Here is a 17,332-nt window from a genome sequence, read left to right as displayed (position 1 = left end):
CACCGCACCAGAACCACCTCACGGGGGACCTCCATGCCCAAAACCGATGCCGCGCGTGTACGTGCTCAGCGCGGGACGATCGCGCTGTTCGTCGCTGCGGCTGTCCTGGCAGCTGTTGGTGTCGCCCTGCTCCTCGGACTCGGTGGAGGCGAGCGTCCCGCCGGCTCGGGATCGGCTCCGCGTACGACCGCGCCATCCAGCGCAGCGGTCGGGAACGGCAAGGACGACACACCCCCAGCCGAGGCCTCGCCCAATGCCGAACCGTCCGGGTCTCATGACGTACCGGACCCCGACCCGGCGCGGGTTCCAGCGCCGGTCGACGAAGTGGCCCGCGCCTTCACGACGGCATGGGCCAGCCACGACGCCCGGCCGGGCCGGGACTCGTCGTTCGACGACGCATCCAGGCGTGCCGCCGCCTACGCCGCCGGGGACCTCGCCGACGACCTGCGCACCCACACCAGCGGCAGCGCCGGCACGCAGCAGTGGCTGAGCTGGAAGGACCGCCAGGTCCAGGTGACCGTGACGGTTCTGCGGGTGTCGCTGCCGGACGGAGCGCCTGCCCCCAGCGAGGACTCCAGCTTCGCGCGCGTGATCTACAAGCTGAAGGAGTCGCCGGCCAAGGGGCCCGTCACCGAGTCCGAAGAGCAGGTGGCCCTCAAGCTGCGCCGCGGCGCCGACGGCAGCTGGCGTGTCGTGGGGCTGCCCAATGTCTGAGCAGGGCGAGTCCAAGGTCCTGCGACGGGTGCTGATCGCGGGCCTTGTCTCCTCCCTGCTCGGACTCGGCCTGATCATCAGCGCCGTGCTGGCACTGTCGTCGGCGATCGGTGAGGACAACACGAGCGACGCACTGGAGAACGCGGGATTCGGCGGCGGCCTGTCGGACACCAAAGAGATACCCGACTGGCTGCGCCCCATCATCCTCGATGCCGTGTCGAGGTACGGCTGTGCGGAGGTCACTCCCTCGCTGATCGCCGCCCAGCTCTACCAGGAGTCCACCTTTCGCAAGAACCCGCCCGACGGCGGAGCCGGCGCGTTGGGCATCGCCCAGTTCATCCCCTCCACCTGGGCGACCGAAGGCATCGACGCCAACAACAAGGGTGGTGCGGACCCGCTGGACCCCGAGGACGCGGTTCCGTCGATGGTGGCCTACGACTGCAAGCTCGCTGATGAGATCCGCAGCGTGCCCGGTGACGTCGTCGACAACATGCTCGCCGCCTACAACGCCGGCGGGAACAACGTGAAGAAGTACGGCGGGATCCCGCCGTACGAGGAGACGCGCAAGTACGTCCGCGAGATCCGGGACCGGGCTGAGCGCTGGTCCGCACCGATGGACGGCAAGACTTCCGGGGGTCTGGCCAAGGTCGTGGCGGGCGCCAAGGAGGCCTACAACACCCCCTACGTCCTGGGCGGGAACTGCAAGCCCCCGTTCCAGGGCTCCAACGGGTGCGACTGCTCCAGCCTGGTCAAGTACGCCTGGAGCAAGGTCGGCGTGAACCTCCCCAGGGTCACGTACGACCAGGTCGACATCGGCACCAAGGTGAACTCGCAGAAGGACCTGCGTCCCGGCGACCTGCTCTTCTCGGGCGGCAGCGCCTCCAGCCCGGAGCACGTCGCCATGTTCATCGGCGGCGGGGAGGTGATCGACGCGCCGCATACCGGTGCCCGCGTCCGGATCAAGCCCCTCTCGTTCTGGAAAGACCGGATCTTGATCATGAAGCGGCCCAACTACACCGAGCCCGGCTCGGGCAGCACCTCGGGCTCGTGGGTCGCCCCGGTCGCCGACAAGCACATCGGCACCGGCTACCGGGTCTCGGGGTCGATGTGGTCGAGCGGCTACCACACCGGGATCGACTTCCCGGTGCCCACCGGGACCGCGATCCGCGCGGTGGGCCCGGGCACCGTGGTGACGGCCGGCTGGAACAGCGCGTACGGCTACCAGGTGGTGATCAAACACGGGGACGGCAAGTACTCGCAGTACGCGCACCAGTCCTCGCTGAACGTCTCCGTGGGCCAGAAGGTGAAGGGCGGCGACCGGATCGGATACTCCGGGGCCACGGGCAACGTCAGCGGTCCGCACCTCCACTTCGAGATCCGCACCGGACCGGAGTACGGATCGGACATCGACCCGCTGGCCTACCTCCGCGGTCACGGCGTCGACATCTGACCCGTCGGTCGGCGTCACGTGCCCCTGCAAGGGGTCGTGACGCCGACCGACGCAACACCGCGAAGAAATTCGGAGCGGAGTGTCACACCGAGCCGGATCCCGACACCTGTAGCAGGTGAAAAGCCCGTTTGCTCTTTGGAGGTGCCGCCGTGCTCCCGACTCCCCCCGTGCCCGCTCCGGCCGCCGCGGCGCCGCCGCGCGACTCGTCCTCGGGCGGTGGGCGATGACCACGAACGACCTCGTCGACGGCGCGATCGGCTTCATCGGCGACCTTCCGGGTCACGCCGAGCGGCTGACGGACTCGGTGATGGCCAACGCCTGGTGGGTCGCGCTGCTCGCTCTTGCTGCCGGCGGCGGCGCTGCCGCAGTCCGCTGGGCCCTGTCCCGCGGCCCGATGGCCAAGCGAACGGCCCTGGAGGTACTGCCGACCACGGGCTTCGACCCGAAGCCGGAAGAGGTCATCCGCTTCGGACACCAGATGGCCCGCGCGCACAAGAGCGTGTCGCGCTGGCTCGTCTTTTCGACCCGCACCAGCGCCCTCCGTGTCCGCTTCACCATCTCCAACGGATCGCTGTCCATGAGGGTCGAGGGCCCGGACCGAGCGATGTTGGTGCTGCGCCACCAGGGCTACGCCCAGGTGGAGATGCGGCCGGTGGAAGCCGACGGCCGGGCTACGCGCGAACGGCCGCAGATCCAGCTCGGCTCCTGACGCCCCGACGCACACCACAGACAGGTAGATCATGACCATCGCAGCAGACCCGACCGTCGCCCGATCGGTCGACCTCGCCAAGCCGGAAACAGACGGCCGCGGCAGGCCGGCCACCCGGGAGATGCACTACGCCCGCGCCGAGCTCGCCCTGGCCCTCCCCGATCACCTCGCCCTGCGCGAAGTGCCGCTCACCCCGGATCCGCTCGAGGCCCTGGCCAACGCGGTAGCCGACGTCCGCGAGGACCTCGGTGAGAGCGCCGACGTCGTCCTGGACCTCGTGCCCGTTTCCCCAAACCGTGTCAGCAGCCGCCGCCGGCGCCTGCTGGCACAGGCCCGCCGCAACCCTTCCGACGGGCCGGCCATACCCGGCATGCCCCAGCAGCGCACCAACCGGTTCGGCTTCGACCTCGGCGCGGTGATGTCCGAGATCGCCACCGAGATGAAAGGCAACCAGGGCGGCGGCGCACGGCAGCGGCAACACCACCAACAGCGCACCACCTACCGCATCACGGACATGAAGGCCGCCATGGGCAAGCTCGTCCCCGGGGCCGAGCCCGTCTTCTCCATGCAGCTGCTCGTCCGCACCTGCGCTCGCGACGAGTACCGGGCCCGGATGCTGCTCGACCAGGTCCTCGCCGCCCTGGAGCCGTGGTCCGGCGACAACCACCTGCGCCCCGTCGGTCTCCACCTCGGAGTCACCCGCGTCCGGGCGGACCACTGGATCTACCGGGGCAGGTTCGACCGCCGCTTCGAGACCGGGCTCTTCGTACCGCGCCGGCACTCCTGGGTGACCGCCCAGGAGATCGCCGGGCTGCTCAAGCCGCCCACCAAGCACAACATGGCCCCGAACATCGCCCGCTCGGGCGGAGTCGTCCCGCCGCCGCCCGCCGCACTGCCGACGTGGACGGGACAGCGCGGTCTGCTGCCTCTCGGGTGGGTGGCGAAGTCCGGAGGCGGGGAGCGCCTCGCCGGCGTCCCGCTGAAGTACCTGCTCTTCGCCCTGTTCCTCGGCAAGTCCGGCTTCGGAAAGACCGAGATGTCGCTCGTGCAGGCGATCGCGATCGCCCACGGCGGGTTCGGCGTCCTCTTCCTTGATCCCCATGGTGACGGCTGGACCCGTGCCCGGCCGTACCTGGCGCACAAGGAACTGGCCGACCGGATTTGGGAGATCGACCTCACGAGCCCCGAGCTCGACAAGATGGTCGGCTCCTGGAACCCGCTGTCGATGGAGCGCCGGCGCGAGTCCGAGATCCCCGACATCGTCCAGTACATCGTCACCGGCTTCGCCGCGGCCTTGAACTGGTCCGACTCGGCCGGCCGTGCGAAGACCATCCTCACGCGCGCGGTCGAGTCCTTGGTGTACCTGTCGTGGCACGTCTGCCGCGCCGGCCGGCCCGACCTGGCGCCCACCGTCTTCCAGATCCGCACGATCCTCACGGACGCCGTCTGGCGGACCAACGTACTGCCGTACCTGCCTAAGGACATCCGGGACTTCTGGGAGAACGTCTTCCCGGGCTACAGCAAGGAAGCCATCCCGGTGGTCACGAACATCATCGAGCGGTTGTCCTCCTCCAACGCGATCAAGGCGTTCCTCGGGTCGAGCCGGTCGACGTACGACATCCGGCACGCCATGGATACTGGGAAGATTGTCTTTGTCTGCCCCGCCGGCACCGGCGACGTTGACCGCATCATCAGCTCCCTGCTGATCTACGACCTCTTCCGGGCCGGCCTCTCGCGGCGGGACACCCCGCCCGACCAGCGGCGCGACTTCTACACCTTCATCGACGAGCTGACCAGCGTGGACGGCGCATCGAAGGGCACCCTCGCCCAGATCACCGAGCAGCTGCGCAAGTACAACGTGAAGTTGCTCGCCATGACGCAGATGGCGCAGCGGTTGAGCGCCACTACCAGGCAGGGCCTGCTGCAGAACCTGTCCATCCTGTCGACGACCGCGTCCGACGTCGACGAGGCGACGCTGGTCACCCGCCGCTGGGGCAAGAAGGTCGCCCCCGACACGATCGTCCAGCTCAACCGGTACAGCTACGTGATGTCCGTGACGCTCGAAGGCGGCACGACCGACCCGTTCCGGGTCCGCGGCGCCTCGGTGGAGGACTTGTACGGCGACTACTACCGGCCGCAGAACGAGGAGCGGCTGGCGCGGGCCATCGACGAGAACCTGCAGCGGCGCTCGGTCCGCGACATCCTCACCGACCTGCGCCGCCTGGACTCGCGGCTGCGCCGGTTCATCGTCACCCTCCCTGTCCCGCCGGACGACGACGAACCGGCCGGCGCCGATCTGCCGCCGGACGAGCCCGACTTCGAAGAGGCCGCACCGCCCGACCCCGAGGGTCCGGACGGACCGGTCGACGTCACCGCGTCCGACAGCGGAGCGGCAAGGCCGCGAGTCCACGACAGCGAAGGCACCGTCATCAGCGGCGCGGAGCCGAACCCGGCCGAAGAAGCCCCCGACAACGTCCACCCGATCAACCCCCACCAGAACCAGTCGAGGCTCGGATGACTCTGTCCCCTGTCGAAGCGGCCGCCGCGGCGGCGCCTACGCGTAGCTTCGCGTCACCCACGCGCAGCTTCCACGCGATCGGCGGCGAGGTCCTGGAGCTGCTGTACCAGCACCGGGTGCTCTCCACCCACCAGCTCCACGTGCTGCTGACCCTGCCGGAGAAGCGGCCGGCCCGCCCCGTGTACCTGCGCTGGCAGCTCGCCGAGCTGCTCCAGGCCGGACTGGTCGACCGGATCCGGGCCCAAGGGCCAGGCGGCCGCGGGCGGGTGCAGAGCCAGCCGTTCTTGTGGTTCCTCACCGAAGCCGGCGCCGAGTCCGTGGAGGAGGCCGGCGAACTGCCCGCGCGGCCGTACCGGGTGACGCCCGAGTCCGTCGCCGGCGCCCGGCAGGCGCACACGCTCGCGGTGAACGAGGTCGGGGTCGCCTTCGTCGAGTGGGCGCGTCGGCTGGGGCACGAGTGCGGGCCGCTGGACTGGACCCCCGAAGTCGCCAACCGGATCCGCGACGGCCAACGACGCTTCGAGGACGACCACGTCATCAGCGACGCCGTCCTCAACTACGTGCACGTGGAGAACGGGCGGCGCACCATGCTCAGCTTCTTCGTCGAACTCGACCGCGCCACGATGACCTCCGCGCGGCTCGCCGCGAAGCTGCAGGCGTACGGCCGGCTGTACGAGTACGTCCCGCAGAGCGCGGATCGCACGCGACGCACCCCGAATGCGACCAGGCCGGCGTGGATGTACAACTACCCGGTCTTTCCCCGGGTCCTGGTTGTTCTCGACGCGGCGCCGCCGAAGGCCGGGGAGCCGGACCGGCGCCCGCAACGGCTGGCCGCGCGCACCGAGGACCTCTACACGCGCGCCGGTGCGGACGTCCGCCTCAGCCGGCTCAAGGGCGACATCAACATCGGCGTCACCACCCTGCAGCAGCTCCAGGAACACGGGCCCTTCGCCCCGATCTTCACCCCGCTGCTGCGTGGCACTCCGGCCACCCGGCCCGCCCCCACCGACCTCTACCTCGCCACGAAGTGACCGGCCGCTCCCCGCGGCCCTGAAGGAAGCAGCGCCATGACCAGTACCTCGTTCGAGGCTCCGCCGGACGGCGGGAGCATGATCCGGCTCACCGAGATCCTGCACCGCAGCGTCAAGCTGCGGCAGCGGCGATTCGAGATGCTGCCGCTACGTGGCCAGGGCGCCCCCTTCACTGAGCCCCACGCCCGCAACCCCTCCGACACCCTGCCACCTTCCGAACTCGCCGACCTGATCTCCTCCATGTCCGTCATCGGCCTCCTGGAGCCGGTCCTGGCCGAGGAGATCGTCGTCGACGGCAAGGCGCCGACAATCCGCCTGGTCACCGGGGAGCGCCGCCTGCGCGCGATGCGCTGGGGCGCCGTCAACCGGCCGGAGAACCCGCACTTCCAGGCGCTGCCGGCCGTGGTCTGCCCGGGCCCGTTGTCCGAGGAGGAGCGTCACATGTGGCGCTTCGTCGAGAACTTCGCCCGCGAGCCCCTCCGGCCCGGGGAGCAGGCCGCCGCGTTGCTGTACCAGCGGTGCGCCATCCTCGTCGGCAAGCTCCTCAAGGCCGGCAAGCCCGTGCCGCAAGAGGTCTACGCGATCCCCGACCCGGCCGAACGCTTCCTTGCCCTGGAGAAGATCCGCGGCACCGACAGTTCCTGCGCCGCCCCCTGGAGCGAGGTGCTGGACCGCCTGGGGCTGCAGCTCAACGAGCGCAAGGCCAGTGAACTCGTACGGGCCTTCCGCGCGCTGCCGCGTGACCTCACCGAGGAGATGGACGAAGCCGCGATCCGCCTGAACACGAGGATCAGATTCGCCGAGCTCCGCAACGGCCGGGCACAGGCTGCCGAGGGCATCTGGGCAGCCTTGAAGTCCTCCAAGCGGCTCCACCTGCTCCCGACCGCCGTGAACGTCGGCCTGGAGGAGCCCGAGCTCGGACCAGAAGAGATCATCACCGAAGCCGAGGAACGGCAGGACGCGGCGAACGCCGACCGCCGGGCGAAGCTCACCCGGGTCCCCACCCGCGCTGAGGACCAGGAGGAGACCGACGAAGGCGATGACGCTGCTGTTCCGTCGGCCCTCGGCGCGGATGAAGGGGCAGAGATCGCTGAGCTGGGCCATCCGATGCAGCCGACGGCGCCAGCGGAAGCCGCCGCAGAAGCGATGCCGGCCGACACCGCCCCGAGTCGTCCGGCGGTGGAGTCGAACACGATCCGTACCGCCCTGGACGGCATCCGCGGGCTGCTGGCCGAGGTCCGGGCCGGCAAGGAGATCGCGCGGTACGACCGCGGCTCCCTGCGCCTTGCCCTGCGCGAGCTCCACGACCACCTCGAAGGCGCCACCGCCGACGGCGCGACGGACCACGATGCAACCACCGAAGGAAGCGAAGCAGCATGACCAGTGTCTCCCTGCCCATCCCGACCGTCGGCGTGCCCCTTCCGGGCCGAGGCTGCGACTGCAACAGCTGCGCCTTCTACGCCGGGCCCGACGGCCGGGGCGGCCCGGCGACCGTCGAGCCCCTGTGCACCGGCCAGAACTCCGACTGCCGGTTCTGCGGGTGCTCGGCGGCCGAGGCGGACGCTCCGGCGAACGCGTGCGTGACCCGCAAGTGCCCGATCCGGTGCGGGAGCCGGACCGACATAGCCGGGTGGATGGCGGACGTCGGCGGCACCCTGACCTTCGACGACATCACCGTCGACAGCACGCTGCCCGACGGCCTGCCCGCCTTCATCCCCATGACCGACGGCTCCGCGGTCGCCAAGCTCGACGCCAGCCTGAACTGGCCTGCCTACGGAGTCGGTCTGCGGCGCGTGTTCTCGCCCGACACCCACACGCTCTACAAGCGGTTCACCGAGCAGACCGCCCGCCAGGCCCTCGCCCTCGGGGACCACCAGAAGGCCGTGCTGGTCGGCTACGGCGAGGACCCGCTCGTCGAGGCCTTCTGGACCCGCCGCGGCCGCGACAGGCTCGTCGAGCGGATCGCGGAGCAGGAATGGGACCTGGTCCTCTCGTGCAACTACAGCATCTACGGGGACTGGCCGCGCACCGAGCACCTGCTCAACATGCGCCGATCGCTCCTGCTCGCGCAGGAGTTCGCCGAGGCCGGCGTGAACGTCGTGCCGAACGTGTACTGGTTCCGGCTCGAGGACCTCCAGCGCTACCTCTCCTGGATCGAGGACACCCAGCCGGCCGGCATCGCCATCAACGTGCAGACCGTCCGCGACAACGCCGACTGGGACAGCTGGGAGCGGCCCGGCCTGCACTTCCTGGCCGAGAACCTCCCCGACGACATGCCGGTCATCCTCACCGGCCTGTCCCGGGCCAACCGCATCGCCGAGATGGCCCAGATCTTCGGCCCCAGGCTGACCCTGATCTCCCAGAACCCCCACCAATACGCCCTGCACGGCGCGGTGATGACCGCCAACGGGCGCGAAGACGTCCACGCCCGGACCGAGGACGCCTTCGCCGCGACCGTCCAGTACATGGCCTCGCTCCTGCCCAGCCGCTGAAACTTCTTCGCCCGCACTGTCACACCGGCGGCTCCTCCCACACCTGTAGCAGGTGAAAGCACCTTCGGGAGGAGCCTCCGTGACGACTGAACCCAACCCCACCGATGCCGAGACGGCGGAGCCGTCACCGGCCGCTCCGGCCTGGCGACTGTGGATCCTGCTCGTCTGGCACCCCGGACTCGGCCTCCCCGTCGACCCCGTCGCCGTGCTCGGCCTCGACGAGGGCCGGCAGCCGGCCGAGCGGGTCGTGCGCTGGGTCCCCCTTGTCTACGAGCAGGCCGATCCCTGGCGCGAGCGCCTGGGCGAGACCACGACCAACAAGGACATCGAGCGCTGGATCGCGCAGTCCGGCGGCGCGTGCTCGCTCGAGCCCGCCGACGTTCCAGAGGGTGCGCTCGACCTCACGCACGCCGCCGACCTCGTTCTGGACGGACTGCTCGTCGAGGTCATCCCTGCGCTCCCACCGAGGGGTGACGGCTGATGGGCACCGGCAGCAAGTCCTCGCACGCCTCCTACGCTGTCGGGCCCACCACGGCGTCCGAAGCGGACGACGTGGTGGCCGAGGCGCCCGCGGAGCCGATGTCCGACGAGGAGGTCCAGGCCAAGGCCGACCTCCTGGTGGCGATGAACCTCATGGAGGAGATCGCCGACCCGCCGTTCGCCGTCGACCCCGAAGACGAGGTCCCGACGGATCCCGTCGAGCGCTACGACCTCTTCGTCGGCCAGGTCGAGCAGGCTCAGGAGGCCATCGAGAAGCTGAAGGAGGCGGGCGCCTCCGACGAGGAGATCGAGGCCCACACCAAGGCACTGAAGGCGCAGACGCTGGCCTATCTGAACTCGCTCGACGAGGACGACCTGCGCGAGATCGCCGAGGCCAAGGGCTTCGAGCACCCCGCGCTGTTGGGCCTGTCCGGCAAGGGCCAGCATCCCTTGGTCCACTGGCTCGACCCGGCGTACCCGGGCGACATTCCGTCCAAGGCCAAGATCCAGGCCGCCGCGCTCAGCCGGTACAACGAGCTGCTCGCCGGCAAGACGGTCGGCGGAATGACGCTCGCCGACCTGCACGAGATCGAGGGCACCGAGCCGCCCGTCAGCGGCGGCGTATGGAAGGCCACGCCGGACGAGGTCGCCTCCTCCGCCCAGGCAGTGACCGCGTCGATCGACGCCTGGAACGAGGCGAAGAAGACCTACGGGCCTCAAGCTCAGGAACAGAGGGCCGAGGCCCTGCACACGATGCTCGCGGCCGAGCAGAAGCTGGCGTCGGCCGACTGTCCCGAGCTCGGCGAGGACCTGACCAAGGCCAAGGCCGAGGCCAAGTCTGCGGTCGACGAGGCTCTCAACCACACGTACGTGCACGCGAAGGACGTCCAGCCTCTGGTGCAGCAGGCTCTCGCTTCGGGGCAGCTGAGCGAGACCGAGGCGATGCACCTCGGTGGTCACCAGCTCGTGGCACTGATGCGGCCGAGCACACCCGAGAGCGAAGTGCAGTCGCTGAAGGCCCTTGCGGCCAAGCGGCAGGAGCAGCTGGCGAACCTCGACGCCGGCTACGCCGCCCACGTCGCGATGGCTCCCGGTGGCGACCAGCCGCTGAACCTGCCGCCGGCGGGCGACCCTGGCGCGCCGCAGGCGATCGCCGCGTGGGCGAAGAACGCCGGCGACGTCCGGGACATGCAGACGGACGTGAACGCCTGGTACCCCTACACCCAGCAAGGCGGTGCCAGCGATACCCCGTACGCAGAGCACCCGGCTCTCGGACCTGGGAAGTACCTTCACCCCGGCGATCTGACCAGCGACTTCAAGTCGTGGGCCGCGAAGCAGAAGCTCTCCGACCTGCGCACCGTCGCGGGCGAGCTGGGCATGGACAACAACGCCAAGGCCACTCGTGCCCAGGTCCAGAACTACATAGCCGCGAGCTTCAACAAGAAGTACGACCAGCAGGCCATCAAGGACAAGGTCAACGCGGACGTCGCGAAGAAGGAGGCGGCCAAGGCCGCCAAGGCGGCAGCCGCCGCGGCCCCTTCGACGAAGCCCGATGACGGGTTGGCGTCGGACGAGGCGGTCCAGGCTCTGGCGAGCAAACTGCCGGCGAAGGGCACCGGCTCGGCGGCGAAGCCGGCCGCGCCTGCGGCGAAGCCGGTGAAGGCACCGAAGCCGGGCTCGTTCAACGCCAACGTCCAGGCCATGATGGCTGCCGTCCAGCACGCCAAGGCGACCAACCAGGACCTGCCGGCCCGCGTCGACGCCAAGGAGGTCGCCAGCTGGACCTTCGGCGCCGGCACGACGGCGTCCCACCTCGGAGGGATACACGCCAAGACCATCCATGCCGCCCCGGACGGATCGCCGTGGATGTTCAAGGCCGATCACAACCATGGCGGCGCACTGGGCCACACCGAGGCCGCCGCATCCCAGATCCTGGCCTTGAGCGGCGTCCCGTCGGTGCCGGTCTACCACCACAAGACCAAGGACGGCACAGCCGGCTCTGTCCAGCCGCTGCTGCAGGGCGCCAAGCCGTTCACCTCCAGCCCGAGCCAGTGGACACAGACCCAGGTGGACACCATCGTGCGGTCGCACGTGGGTTCGTGGCTCATCAGCGATCACGACGGCTACCAGGACAACTGGCTCCAGACGCCATCTGGAGGACTGGTGCAAATTGATCACGGCCAGTCGTACAAGTTCTTCGGTGCGGACAAGCTCTCGGTCAATTACGACCCCAACGGGGTCACTCCCATCCACCAGAAGCTCTATCAGGCGGCGCTCTCGGGCGGCCTTGCCAACGGCGTCAAGATCAATCCAGCCGCCGCACACCCGGTGATCAAGAAGTTCGAGTCCATGCCGGACGCACAGCTGCGCTCCGTCCTGCACTCCACCGCGTACGAGGGCGCCAAATCCGGTGTGGCCTGGGTCCCGCAGATGCGCAGCCGGGCGGCCAAAGCCCTGAAGATCCCGCAATCCCAGGTCACGCATGACCAGATCGCCACGGCGTTCCTGGACCACGCCGTAGAGAGGAAGAACAACTTGCGCGAGAACTTCTCCGACTTCTTCGTCCAGCAGCTGGGCCTGCCCTCCGGCGCCTCCCTCAAGCACGGCGGTGGTAGCTGATGGGAACCGGATCGAAGTCGAGCCACCAGAGTTACGCGGTCAGCCCCACCGCGCTCGCCGAGGCCCCTGCCGCCCCGTTGGACATCACCGGTGCGCCGGTGGCCGGTGAGGGGGCCGACCTGGCGGGCGTGTCCGCGGGGGCTTCGGGGGAGGCGGCGTTCGAGGTGCCCGAGCTGCCTGAGCCTGTTGCCGAGCCGGCTTCCCCTGCGGAACCTCCTGTCGACGAGGACCCGCTGGCGGAGCTCGATGGGCTCCTGGGCACCGAATCTGAGCCCGAGCCTGTTGCGGCCGCCGCGCCGTCTGAGGAAGAGGCCCAGGAGGCGTCCGCCGAGGGGGAGCTGCAGAGCAGCGGTGAGGAGCCGTCGGCGGAGGAAGACGTGCTGCTCCAGGCCGAGGACATCGAGGAGGTCGAGGAGGAAGAGGAGGAGACGGACCCCCCGCTGACCCCGGTGCCGGCGGCGCCTCCGGTGGGCGAGCCCACCGGGACGCCGATTCTGGTGGGTGGGGACGACTTCATCAACTCCGAAGCAACCCTGGTCGCCTACGACTCGCCGGACGGGCCGCGGGAGGTGCTGCTTACGCACATATCCGAGGAGGCCGAGGAGAAGCTCCTCGACGCGCTGAGTATCCCCGGCACGCACATGGAGGAGATCCAGGTCGAGGAAGAGGTCAAGGAGCGCCTCGACCTCGACAAGGAGAAGAAGCTGGCCGAGCTGACCAAGACCGCAATCACCTCCGTGCAGCACAAGCTCAAGGGCGGCCTGCCGATGTCGGACGCGTCGATCGCCAAGCACCAGGCGGCCGTCGACGCGGTCTCCGCCGTCCTCAACGACCCGTCGATCAGCGACGACGAGAAAGCCATGGCCCAGCACTACATGGACCAGCTGGACGTTGTGAAGGACAAGATCGACAACGGCGGGTCGGTCATGCCGTGGATGGACGCCTACGAGATCACCGCGACCAAGATGGTCACCAAGCAGATACCGGTGCCCGACGGGGATCCGGAGCCCGGCACGCTCGCCGCGACGGTCCGCAAGGCCAGCAGGATCCAGGCGAACCTCGACCCGGCCACCGGGCAGACGTCCTGGGACGGTGTCAGCCGCTCTTCCGCCAAAGGCACGGAGTACGAGATCGGCATGGGCGACGGCTGGAAGGCCGTCTACCGCCCGTACAAGGACAACGACCCGGCGAACACAGAGTTCTCGCTGAGGGGACAGCTTGAAGTCCACGCCCCTGCGGGCGCCGGCCACGGCAAAGACCTCGTGGATCGGCTGGAACAGCTGCACCTGATGAACAAGCCCATGACCGCGGCCGAGGGCGAGTGGACGTACCTGGCGAACAACATCCAGGCCCAGGGGCTGGAGGGCTCCGCCGGCATGAAGGCCGCCATGGAGACGGCCCAGGGACTCCAGGATCTCCAGGTCCAGGAGATCGTGCACCAGCGCATGGAGTCCCTCATGGGGCTCGACAGCGACGCGCTGCAGACGGCCATGAAGAGAATCCACCTGGAGGCATCCCACAAGGTGCTGCCCATGAAGGTCGAGGTCGTCCGAGACGCCGTCGCGAAGGCCTCCGGGTTCTCCAGCGGCGCCGAACTCGCGGCCAGCCCGGGCTACGAGCCGACGCCCTCGACCGGAGGGAAGTGGCTGACCTGGTCCCGCTTCGATGTGACCAGCAAGAAGGCGGAGATCCAGAGTGCATTCAAGGGCCGGTCACTGAGCCACAACCTCAACGGCGGCGATCTCGCCAGTCTCCTCGGCGTCGGGGTCCTGGCCTCCACGGAGAAGCGGGCCGTGATGGGCATCGGCGGGGGACTGGGCTTGAGCGAGCAGGCCGACAAGATGACCGGCGGCGCCAACAGCGTGTTCCTGCGGGTCAAGAAGACGCCCAGCTCCCCCGGTGGGGGTCGGCTGATCTGGGACGACCCGAGCGTACTCATGCAGCGCAGCGACTACTACGCCTACAACGGCGACCATTACGGCGCCATCAACCCCGCGCACCACAACTACAACGCGGGGGCCATCACACGGGACCCGATGAAGATCGCCAAGTTCACCGGCAGCAGCAACGAAATCATGTTCCGGAACGGGATCGACCTGCTGGGGGCCGAGGCTCCCAGCAGGATCGTGTGCCACACCGCCGCGGAGCGCAGCAGCATCCTTGCCTCCCTCACCGCGCGGGGCATCACCCAGCTCGGCGGGAAACCCGTCGAGGATGTCCTGTGCACGGAATCCGACTACTAGGGCTGACCAGGAGCGATTCGATGACAGCAACACAGCAGCAGTGGCGCCAGCGGTTCGCAGACCTCGTCGCAGGCAACCACAGTGCGACCGGGGACCCGGTGGATGCCGGCGCGCGACTGGTCGTGTCGGGCCCTGACGGGACGGAGGTCTTCCGCGCCGCTCTCGCCCGCCACCACCGCTTCGAGGACGACGACGAACAGGTCATATGGATCAGGCCCCTGGTCGGTGGCCAGGACGCCGAGGGCGGCGGCTACCTGTTCAACCTCAACCTGACTCGGCGGCGATCTCTTTCGGTAGCCAGTGCCGACCTCGTGGACGACGGCGTGGAGATGGAGCTGACCACGGGGCAGAAGGCACGGATCGAGCCGGCCGACGGCCCCGAACTCGAGCAGCTGATCCGCTGGGACGACTTCACCAACCGCCTCACCCCAGAGGAGGACGCCGCACTGGAGCGGCTGGACGCGGACTCATGGCACGGACGCTATGCGTGAGCAGCGCCGTCGCCGGTGCCGAAGGGCGGCCGCGGGACGTGTTGGCATGATGTCCCCGCGGCCCGACCGCCGCGAGACGACCACTGGCCGGCCCGGGGATGGGGACGGCCGGCCGGACGCCCTGGCGGAAGAGCAGGACCCCACTCGAGAGGAGGAAGCACATGGTAGATCGAGCACATCCGGTGACCGAACAGCGGCACGCTGATCTGCGGAGCCCGCTGCCGGAGCACGAGCGCGACCTCCCCGTCGACGTGAGCTGGCTGCGCCGGCGCGCCAAGCTGTTCGCGACGGTGTCCGAGCGCAACTTTCACCTCGTCACCGATCTTGCGGCATATGCCTCGATCAGCGGCATGCCCTACCTCTCGCACTATGCCGCCCAGGTGTATCTGGGCCCGAAGACCGCACGGCTGAAGGTGCCGTTGATGGCCATCAACCTCGGGCTGGTGACCACGCGCGAGGAAGCCGATCGCGCCCTGGCACACGAGACCATGCACCTGGTCGTCCCGTCGTACGGTCACAAGGCGGCAGCCTTCGCCCGGGCCCAACTCCTGCTTGACCAGGTCGGTCAGCTCACCACCGCGCCGGCATAGGCCGGCCACGTCCGCAGCACACAGGCCGGCCGTGCCGCTGCCCCCACTCGTACGTCTTCCCTGGGAGCAGCGGCTGGTCGGCCGTCCCTTCAACCTTCGTGTTGCGTATTCTTGTTTCAATAGGTACTGTGATTGGCGTCGGGCGGGAGATTCCGCCGGCCGGAGCCGCTGTCCGCGGCCTTCGATTCCAGCCCCGGTGTCCGTGAGGCGCGCAAGCGTGCCGATCACGGACCCGATCCTTCTTCTCGGAGATCCGATGCCGAGCACCACGAGGACGCCTTCCAACCCCATTGAGGCCGCAGCCATCCAGGCCGCGGTGAAGCGCGCACAAACCGGACAGGCCAGCCGGATCGGTCCGGACCCGGCCCTCCACAGCCACGACACCGAGCTGCGCTGGGTGGAGGCGGTACTGCGCCACCGTCTCTCGCTCAACTCCCTTGGCCGCCCGGTCAGCATCCGCACCAAGGACGACGACACCCATCCGCTCGTCGCGGACGGCCAGCACTTCCCCGCGGTGGCGCTGTCCATCCCCTTCGCGGACAGAACACTGAACTTCCTCGCGACCTACGACGATCGCCGCCGCCTCACCTTCGACCTCATCGGCCCGTGCGACCGGTGCGGCAAGCCGGTGCCCGTCGAAGAGATCAACTCCCTGGAAGATCTGGGCGATCACTTCCTCCAGACCCGCGACGGCCTCGGGGGATCCCCCCGCCTCCGTACCTCCCCCGCACACGCCGACGGCTGCCTCGCCCGCGGCAACTGATCGCACTCCCCTCCCTGACGGGCGGCCCCGGCTGAATCAGCCGGGGCCGCCCTGCATGAAGCGACACCTCACCACGCCGGCTTCCGCTCGGCCGGGTCGCCGTAACCCCGGGGAGACAGTGCGACGTCCGCGTCGTCGACGTCGCCGAGCGTCGCCGAGTTACAGGGCCTCCTGGAGCCCGAGACCAAGCGCACCTCGCCACGGCCCACCGGCTTGATCGCCAGTCACGGTGACGACGCCCAGTTCGGCGGCCACCACCAGCGCAGCGCGCACCGCCAGCGCCATCGCCAGGACCGGCTGTGTTCACGAGAGCCGACTGCGGCGTGATCGCGCTCGGATCCACGCACGCATGCGCCCGCACGCGGGATGCCCGGCGCCTCACCCGCCCGCCCTCCCCTTCGGAACACAAGGAACGAGATGTCTGAGAGCTCCAACGCGACCGGCCGCACCGCCACCAAGCGGCTCCTCACCCAGAACTCGGATCTGAGGAGGATCGGCGTATTCAACTGGACACTGCCAGCTTTCGTGATCGAAATGCCTGATGGAAGCCATTTCAACGTCTGCCCTCAGGCCGGCGTGTGCGCACAATTGTGCTACGCCCGGGTCGGCACGTACCGGTTCAAGAACGTCCGCGCAGCACACATTCGGAATCTCCTCCTCTGCCGGGACAACCCGGAGGAATTCGAGAGGCAGATGACGGAGGAACTCACACACAAGAGGTACGTCGGCAAGTGGATTCGCGTGCACGATTCAGGCGAGTTCTTCTCCGACGAATACCTTCTCACCTGGCTGCGCATCATGCGCAGCTCCCCGGGCGTTCGCTTCTACTGCTACACCAAGGAGATCAGCCGTTTTAGGCGGCTTGTCGCCAATGATCCGCCCGGAAACTTCCTCTGGTGCTACAGCCTCGGAGGAAAAGAGGACCACCTCATCGACCTGAGCACTGAAAGGCATGCGGACGTCTTCCCCAACGTCGAAGCGCTGATCGCCGCCGACTACACCGACCAGACGGAATCGGATCTTCTGTCGGTGCTCAGCGAGTCCCCTCTCGTCGGAATCCCGGCGAACCGGATTCCGCACCTTCTCAAGAAGCAGGGGCAGGAGACATTTGGCAGCCTTCAGCGAGCGCGCGACGAGAAGCTGCGCGCGAAGAAAGCGCGCGCGGGCCAGAAGTTCGCGCTGGCGCACTGAGTACTCACGGGGGTGTCTTCGGGGCCGGGCGGACATGCGCC

At 68.9% G+C, this 17,332-nt stretch carries 14 protein-coding genes; all 14 read left to right on the top strand.

Features of this window, described 5'->3' with window-relative positions; genetic code table 11:
• Nucleotides 1-33: 33 nt before the first annotated feature.
• Nucleotides 34-714 (top strand): hypothetical protein, encoded by a 681-nt coding sequence (locus JEQ17_RS50420; protein ID WP_234048910.1) that lies wholly within the window; start codon nt 34-36, stop codon nt 712-714.
• Complete coding sequence (locus tag JEQ17_RS49610; protein WP_234048909.1) at nt 707-2,164, top strand: peptidoglycan DD-metalloendopeptidase family protein; 1,458 nt, start codon at nt 707-709, stop codon at nt 2,162-2,164. The genes JEQ17_RS50420 and JEQ17_RS49610 overlap by 8 nt, the downstream gene beginning before the upstream one ends.
• A 223-nt stretch (nt 2,165-2,387) precedes the next feature.
• Nucleotides 2,388-2,873 (top strand): hypothetical protein, encoded by a 486-nt coding sequence (locus JEQ17_RS49605; protein WP_200402302.1) that lies wholly within the window; start codon nt 2,388-2,390, stop codon nt 2,871-2,873.
• Nucleotides 2,874-2,904: 31 nt separating this feature from the next.
• A complete protein-coding gene (locus JEQ17_RS49600; protein ID WP_200402301.1) occupies nt 2,905-5,391 on the top strand; it encodes a type IV secretory system conjugative DNA transfer family protein in 2,487 nt (828 codons plus the stop codon).
• Nucleotides 5,388-6,422, top strand: coding sequence for a replication-relaxation family protein (locus JEQ17_RS49595; protein WP_234048908.1), 1,035 nt, complete (start codon nt 5,388-5,390; stop codon nt 6,420-6,422). The genes JEQ17_RS49600 and JEQ17_RS49595 overlap by 4 nt, the downstream gene beginning before the upstream one ends.
• 36 nt (nt 6,423-6,458) lie before the next feature.
• Entirely contained in the window at nt 6,459-7,802 is a 1,344-nt protein-coding gene (locus JEQ17_RS49590; RefSeq protein ID WP_031062184.1) for a ParB N-terminal domain-containing protein, read from the top strand.
• Nucleotides 7,799-8,914, top strand: a complete 1,116-nt coding sequence (locus JEQ17_RS49585; RefSeq protein ID WP_200402300.1) for a DUF4417 domain-containing protein — start codon at nt 7,799-7,801, stop codon at nt 8,912-8,914. Before JEQ17_RS49590 ends, JEQ17_RS49585 begins: the two co-directional genes overlap by 4 nt.
• Before the next feature lie 79 nt (nt 8,915-8,993).
• A complete protein-coding gene (locus tag JEQ17_RS49580) occupies nt 8,994-9,395 on the top strand; it encodes a hypothetical protein (RefSeq protein ID WP_234048907.1) in 402 nt (133 codons plus the stop codon).
• A complete protein-coding gene (locus tag JEQ17_RS49575; protein ID WP_200402298.1) occupies nt 9,395-12,013 on the top strand; it encodes a hypothetical protein in 2,619 nt (872 codons plus the stop codon). Before JEQ17_RS49580 ends, JEQ17_RS49575 begins: the two co-directional genes overlap by 1 nt.
• Entirely contained in the window at nt 12,013-14,256 is a 2,244-nt protein-coding gene (locus JEQ17_RS49570; RefSeq protein ID WP_200402297.1) for a hypothetical protein, read from the top strand. The genes JEQ17_RS49575 and JEQ17_RS49570 overlap by 1 nt, the downstream gene beginning before the upstream one ends.
• A gap of 20 nt (nt 14,257-14,276) precedes the next feature.
• Nucleotides 14,277-14,747 (top strand): hypothetical protein, encoded by a 471-nt coding sequence (locus JEQ17_RS49565; RefSeq protein ID WP_200402296.1) that lies wholly within the window; start codon nt 14,277-14,279, stop codon nt 14,745-14,747.
• A gap of 161 nt (nt 14,748-14,908) precedes the next feature.
• A complete protein-coding gene (locus JEQ17_RS49560) occupies nt 14,909-15,337 on the top strand; it encodes a hypothetical protein (protein ID WP_200402295.1) in 429 nt (142 codons plus the stop codon).
• Between the two features lie 256 nt (nt 15,338-15,593).
• The gene (locus tag JEQ17_RS49555; protein WP_166633249.1) at nt 15,594-16,100 is read left to right on the top strand and encodes a hypothetical protein; all 507 of its coding nucleotides are present in this window, start codon (nt 15,594-15,596) and stop codon (nt 16,098-16,100) included.
• Nucleotides 16,101-16,517: 417 nt separating this feature from the next.
• Nucleotides 16,518-17,291, top strand: a complete 774-nt coding sequence (locus JEQ17_RS49550) for a GP88 family protein (protein WP_200402294.1) — start codon at nt 16,518-16,520, stop codon at nt 17,289-17,291.
• The last annotated feature ends 41 nt before the right edge of the window (nt 17,292-17,332 follow it).

The organism is Streptomyces liliifuscus (assembly GCF_016598615.1).
GTDB lineage: Bacteria > Actinomycetota > Actinomycetes > Streptomycetales > Streptomycetaceae > Streptomyces > Streptomyces liliifuscus.
This window is presented reverse-complemented; position numbering and strand designations above follow the sequence as displayed.

Excerpts from the sequence above, each read along its gene's own strand:
- JEQ17_RS50420 (WP_234048910.1), top strand. The coding sequence starts at position 34 with ATGCCCAAAACCGATGCCGCGCGTGTACGTGCTCAGCGCGGGACGATC.
- JEQ17_RS49610 (WP_234048909.1), top strand. The coding sequence starts at position 707 with ATGTCTGAGCAGGGCGAGTCCAAGGTCCTGCGACGGGTGCTGATCGCG.
- JEQ17_RS49605 (WP_200402302.1), top strand. The coding sequence starts at position 2,388 with ATGACCACGAACGACCTCGTCGACGGCGCGATCGGCTTCATCGGCGAC.
- JEQ17_RS49600 (WP_200402301.1), top strand. The coding sequence starts at position 2,905 with ATGACCATCGCAGCAGACCCGACCGTCGCCCGATCGGTCGACCTCGCC.
- JEQ17_RS49595 (WP_234048908.1), top strand. The coding sequence starts at position 5,388 with ATGACTCTGTCCCCTGTCGAAGCGGCCGCCGCGGCGGCGCCTACGCGT.
- JEQ17_RS49590 (WP_031062184.1), top strand. The coding sequence starts at position 6,459 with ATGACCAGTACCTCGTTCGAGGCTCCGCCGGACGGCGGGAGCATGATC.
- JEQ17_RS49585 (WP_200402300.1), top strand. The coding sequence starts at position 7,799 with ATGACCAGTGTCTCCCTGCCCATCCCGACCGTCGGCGTGCCCCTTCCG.
- JEQ17_RS49575 (WP_200402298.1), top strand. The coding sequence starts at position 9,395 with ATGGGCACCGGCAGCAAGTCCTCGCACGCCTCCTACGCTGTCGGGCCC.
- JEQ17_RS49570 (WP_200402297.1), top strand. The coding sequence starts at position 12,013 with ATGGGAACCGGATCGAAGTCGAGCCACCAGAGTTACGCGGTCAGCCCC.
- JEQ17_RS49565 (WP_200402296.1), top strand. The coding sequence starts at position 14,277 with ATGACAGCAACACAGCAGCAGTGGCGCCAGCGGTTCGCAGACCTCGTC.
- JEQ17_RS49560 (WP_200402295.1), top strand. The coding sequence starts at position 14,909 with ATGGTAGATCGAGCACATCCGGTGACCGAACAGCGGCACGCTGATCTG.
- JEQ17_RS49555 (WP_166633249.1), top strand. The coding sequence starts at position 15,594 with ATGCCGAGCACCACGAGGACGCCTTCCAACCCCATTGAGGCCGCAGCC.
- JEQ17_RS49550 (WP_200402294.1), top strand. The coding sequence starts at position 16,518 with ATGTCTGAGAGCTCCAACGCGACCGGCCGCACCGCCACCAAGCGGCTC.